Genomic DNA, 4,862 nt, shown 5'->3' with positions numbered 1-4,862 from the left:
AACGATAGCCGCAACCTTTTGAAGCACCTTTTTACCAAGCGGCATAATAATATATACACCGCTGGAGTTTTGTCTCATAAATCCTGCACGTAATAGCAGCTGATGACTTTTGATTTCAGCATCTGCAGGCACTTCCCTCAATGTAGGGATCAACGTCATACTTTGTTTCATATCTGCACCTCTTCAATATTTCCTTTAAATTAATTGCGGCTACGGAAAATTCATACCGCAACATTAATACGGTCATTTCATACAAAAAAGACTTTCCGCGTTTTTCAGAAAAGCTAATTTAATATACTCATTCTCGATTATACTTACGATTTCCCTAGAAAACAAACAATTTCCCCAAAACGGTTAAAAAACTAGGAAATCCCTTCAGATAAGAAAACGGCCAACAGATAAATCTGCTGGCCTGTTTTGCATTTTCCAAACTTATCTTACAGGAAGAATCGCTGGATATCATTCCATGTAACGACAATCATCAATAACATCAGCAAGGCAAAGCCGATGAAGTGGACCATTCCTTCTTTTTGACGGTCAATTGGTTTTCCTCTTAAGAATTCGACCACAAAGAATAACAGTCTTCCTCCATCCAATGCCGGCAGCGGAAGCAAGTTCATGATTCCCAAGTTAATGCTGAGCAGCCCAGCCCATTTCATTAACGTGAATAAACCTTGTTTCGCTACTTCCTCAGTTGATTTATATATTCCTACAGGACCGGATAAACTGTCGATCGTAAATCCACCCGTTACGAGGTCACCAAGGATGATGAAGATTTGTTTTGTCCAAAAATACGTTTCTGTAAAACCATATTGTATTGCTTTAATCGGTGCTTTTTCAACCGGAGGGTAAACGCCGATAATTCCGATTTTCTTCCCTTCCCTCTCCACTTCTTGTGGAACAACCGGAACTTCTAATGTTTTCCCGTCCCTGTCAACGACGAACTCGATCTCTTGCCCAGGGTTCTTTTGAATGCTTTCCTGAACATCTCCCCAAGTGGAGACTTCCGTACCTTCTATGGATTGAATGACATCCCCCGATTTTAAACCGGCATTTACAGCCGAACCATCTGGAGTCAACTCACCAAGTTTCGCTTCATCCACCACGACTCCTTGAAACATGCCGATCAACACAAAAATGACAAAAGCCAAAACGAAATTCATTGCCGGTCCAGCTACAATCGTCAGGAAGCGATGCCCAAGCGACTTTGAGGCAAATTGCCGATCATAAGGAGCAATCTGGTTTTCTACACCATTTTCAACGATCACCGCTTCTTCATGAACGGCAAACGTTTTTAGTGTATCTTCCTCGCCCTCTTCATAACCAGTAAGGATCAGTTTATGATCAAGATCGATCACTTCAACTTCCACAAGACGAATATCAGGATATTTATCTTTATTGTTCAAAATGATTTTTGTAACATTCTCTTCATTATCAAACATTAATCCCACCCGATAGCCGGGCTTCAATTCAATATTCTCTGCGTCTTCACCAGCCATACGCACGTACCCGCCAAGAGGGAGCAGTCGAATGGTATATACGGTTTCCTTCTTTTTATAAGTGAATACTTTTGGCCCGAAACCGATTGCGAACTCACGGCATAAAATTCCTGCTCGCTTTGCAAACACTAAGTGCCCAAGCTCATGGAAAAATACTAGAGCTCCAAAAATGATGATGAACGCTATAATCGTTTCTAAAGTCTGCATGTTCCGGTCACCTATCTTTCACTAAAGATTCTATATACTGCCTTGTCATATTATCGACTTCCTGAATCGTTTCTAAATCTGGAAGGGCTATGACGGAATGCTGATTCAGCGCCTTTTCAATCAATGTTTCTATATCAAGGAAGGTTACCTTTCCAGATAAGAACGCAGAGACTGCGGCTTCATTGGCGGCATTCAACACAGTAGTCATCGTTCCGCCCATTTTACCCGCTTTATATGCGAATTGCAAACAAGGATATCTGGTGAAATCCATATCGCTGAAATGCAGTTTGCCTGCTTCAGCAAGATTAAGCCGTTTGCGACCTGTTAGCGGAATACGGTCTGGATAAGTAAGTGCATATTGTATCGGAACCCTCATATCCGGTGTCCCCAGTTGTGCCATCACGCTGGAGTCATGAAACTCAACCATGGAATGGATGATGCTCTCCTTATGAAGCAATACATCAATTTTATCGTAGGGAAGATCGAATAGCCAGTGGGCCTCAATTACTTCCAATCCCTTATTCATCATTGATGCCGAATCTATGGTGATTTTAGCTCCCATTGACCAGTTCGGATGGTTCAGTGCCTCTTCCACCGTTACACCCTTCAATTCTTCCCTGGTCCGATCCCGGAAACTGCCTCCTGAAGCAGTAATGACAAGACGTTCTATATTTTTTTCCTTTTCACCTTGCAATGCCTGAAAAATAGCTGAATGCTCACTGTCAACCGGCAGCAATCTGACCCCCGCTTTTTTTGCTTCACTTATGACCAAATGACCTGCAGTCACCAAAGTCTCCTTGTTGGCGATGGCTATATCTTTTTTAGCCTTTATTGCTTGAAGTGTCGGATAAAGACCCACGCTTCCGATGACGGCATTGACCAATATCGTCGCTGGACCATAAACGGCAACAGCAGCCAATCCCTCATCTCCATACATGAACTCGATATCTTTGCGGCTGGAGAATTCACTTTTCAAAACATGATAATTTTCTTCCGTTTGGACTGAAACCAGTTTCGGTTCAAACTCTTTTATATAAGTCCTGACCAATTCTATATTCTTTCCAGCAGAAAGCGCCACAATCTTGAATTGATCTGGATGGGACCTTACTACATCCGCTGTTTGTTGACCAATCGATCCTGTCGCGCCCAAAAGGCTGATATTTTTCAAATTGTTCATCTCCTAATTCAATAACGCTTGCCTATATATATATTATAAAACGTGCAATAAATGCAAAATCGGTAAAATGAATATCACGCTATCAAGCCTGTCCAAAATTCCTCCATGTCCCGGGAGAAGCTTCCCTGAATCTTTAACGCCATAATGACGTTTATACGCCGATTGGACAAGATCACCCAATTGCCCAAATACCCCAATGATTAATGAAATCAATAATAATTGTAATAACGTGTAGTCAAGGTTGGAGAAGACGTAAAATAGAACACCCACTACCATAGCGGAAAATAACCCGCCGATAAATCCCTCCACCGTCTTGTTTGGACTTATTTCTGGCCATAGCTTTCTTTTACCAAGTGATTTACCAATGAAGTAGGCTCCGGAATCGGTTGCCCAGATCGTAAATAGGGTAAGCAGGATATAGATCAGCCCTAACCCCAAAGAGTCCCGTGTTTCAAATAGGTAGTAGAAACCTATCCCCAAGTATAGGATTGAAATCACGAGAAAGCCTGCATCATCAAAAGTGAAACGGTTTTTTGAAACGACTGTATAAAGTAACAGCAGCAAAACCCCGATTAAGAAGACTTGAACCTTATCGTAATTTATTTCCGCTAAAAAAGCGGTATGCTCATTAGGCAATAAAAGCACCCACAATAATATGTGTGCAAGAAATGATTCAAAAGACAATACACGTAACTTTTTCATTTTCATCAGTTCATACAAACCAATTGACCCTAACAGATAAACCGTCAGTAAAAAGGGAATGCCCCCTAAAATGACTAGTGGAATGAAGATAGCGGCAACTACGACCGCCGTAATAATTCGTTGTTTCATTATTCCATTTTCCTCGCCTTCTACATTAAACGCCACCGAATCTTCGTGAACGCTTTTGATACTCCTCAACTGCCTGCAATAAATGCTCTTCACTAAAATCCGGCCATAGCACTTCAGTAAACCACATTTCAGTATAAGCTGCCTGCCAAAGCATGAAATTGCTTAAACGGATTTCACCGCTTGTACGGATCAGTAAATCAGGATCCGACAAATGTTTGGTCATCAGATAACTGGATAACATTTCCTCAGTTACAGATTCCTTTATTATTCCATTCTTAGCATCATTCAAGATGCTATTCACTGCAGATACAATCTCCCCGCGGCTTCCATAATTCAGGGCAAAATTCAGAATCATCCCATCATTGCCTTTCGTGTCTTCCATTGCCCGTTTAACGGCACTTTGAGTATGTGACGGAATGAGAGACAAGTCCCCTATCATTTCTACTCTTACATTTTCGGAAATGAGCTCGGGTAAAAATGTCCCAAGAAATTCCTGTGGAAGCTTCATCAAAAAGTCTACTTCACTTTTCGGACGTTTCCAATTTTCAGTTGAAAACGCATAGACTGTCAAAGTTTTGACCCCTAATTTATTGGCAACTTTCGTAATCCTACGAACGGTTTTCATTCCTTCATGATGACCCGCCACACGTGGCAATGCACGCTTTTTGGCCCAACGGCCGTTTCCATCCATAATGATGGCTATATGCTGAGGAACATCAAACTGTTTAATATGCTGAATCCTATTTGTTACATCGGAAGAAGCATCTTTTTTAACGAAACGCTTCCAAAGTGAATACATATGTTAGTCCCCCATCAGGTTGTACTTATCTCTCTACAAAGGCAAAGTTGTCGTGCACTATGTATATCAAGCTTTCTGCCGCTTAAAAAGAATCTATATTATAATATCAAAAAAAAACTGGTTCTCATATTATTATTATGAAAATTTTTTCTTCAATAGAAGCTAGAAAGGGAGAAATCATTACTTCTTTTTTTCTAAAACCGGTTTATGAATACCATGAAAAATGCAAAAAAAGGACCACCTCCAACGTTTGCATGCAACATACTAACTCAAGGCGTAATCATAATCGGAGAAACCTTATTATAACAGTTTTCTCATTTAAGCACACCTATATGTTAGAACCAAGACC

Annotated in this window: 4 protein-coding genes and 1 pseudogene; all 5 read right to left on the bottom strand. The window is 40.8% G+C overall.

The genetic code is table 11. From position 1 onward, the window contains the following. A pseudogene (locus ACFVSH_RS22875) lies at window positions 1–171 on the bottom strand (proline--tRNA ligase); the annotation flags it as partial. Between the two features lie 266 nt (window positions 172–437). Continuing rightward, a complete protein-coding gene (gene rseP, locus ACFVSH_RS22870; protein WP_260284277.1) occupies window positions 438–1,706 on the bottom strand; it encodes an RIP metalloprotease RseP in 1,269 nt (422 codons plus the stop codon). A 7-nt stretch (window positions 1,707–1,713) separates the two neighbouring features. Next, complete coding sequence (dxr, locus tag ACFVSH_RS22865) at window positions 1,714–2,874, bottom strand: 1-deoxy-D-xylulose-5-phosphate reductoisomerase (RefSeq protein ID WP_387599949.1); 1,161 nt, start codon at window positions 2,872–2,874, stop codon at window positions 1,714–1,716. Window positions 2,875–2,916: 42 nt separating this feature from the next. Then, window positions 2,917–3,714: a phosphatidate cytidylyltransferase gene (locus tag ACFVSH_RS22860; RefSeq protein WP_387707984.1), complete on the bottom strand. Its 798-nt coding sequence runs from the start codon at window positions 3,712–3,714 to the stop codon at window positions 2,917–2,919. A 25-nt stretch (window positions 3,715–3,739) separates the two neighbouring features. Beyond that, complete coding sequence (locus ACFVSH_RS22855) at window positions 3,740–4,513, bottom strand: undecaprenyl pyrophosphate synthase (RefSeq protein ID WP_387599945.1); 774 nt, start codon at window positions 4,511–4,513, stop codon at window positions 3,740–3,742. Window positions 4,514–4,862: the final 349 nt, after the last annotated feature.

The sequence above is a fragment of the Peribacillus sp. NPDC058002 genome (genome assembly GCF_042886655.1).
Lineage (GTDB): Bacteria > Bacillota > Bacilli > Bacillales > DSM-1321 > Peribacillus > Peribacillus aracenensis.
The sequence above is the reverse complement of the archived record's forward strand: the minus strand, read 5'-3'. Positions and strand labels throughout refer to the sequence as shown.

Excerpts from the sequence above, each read along its gene's own strand:
- rseP (WP_260284277.1), bottom strand. The coding sequence starts at position 1,706 with ATGCAGACTTTAGAAACGATTATAGCGTTCATCATCATTTTTGGAGCT.
- ACFVSH_RS22860 (WP_387707984.1), bottom strand. The coding sequence starts at position 3,714 with ATGAAACAACGAATTATTACGGCGGTCGTAGTTGCCGCTATCTTCATT.
- ACFVSH_RS22855 (WP_387599945.1), bottom strand. The coding sequence starts at position 4,513 with ATGTATTCACTTTGGAAGCGTTTCGTTAAAAAAGATGCTTCTTCCGAT.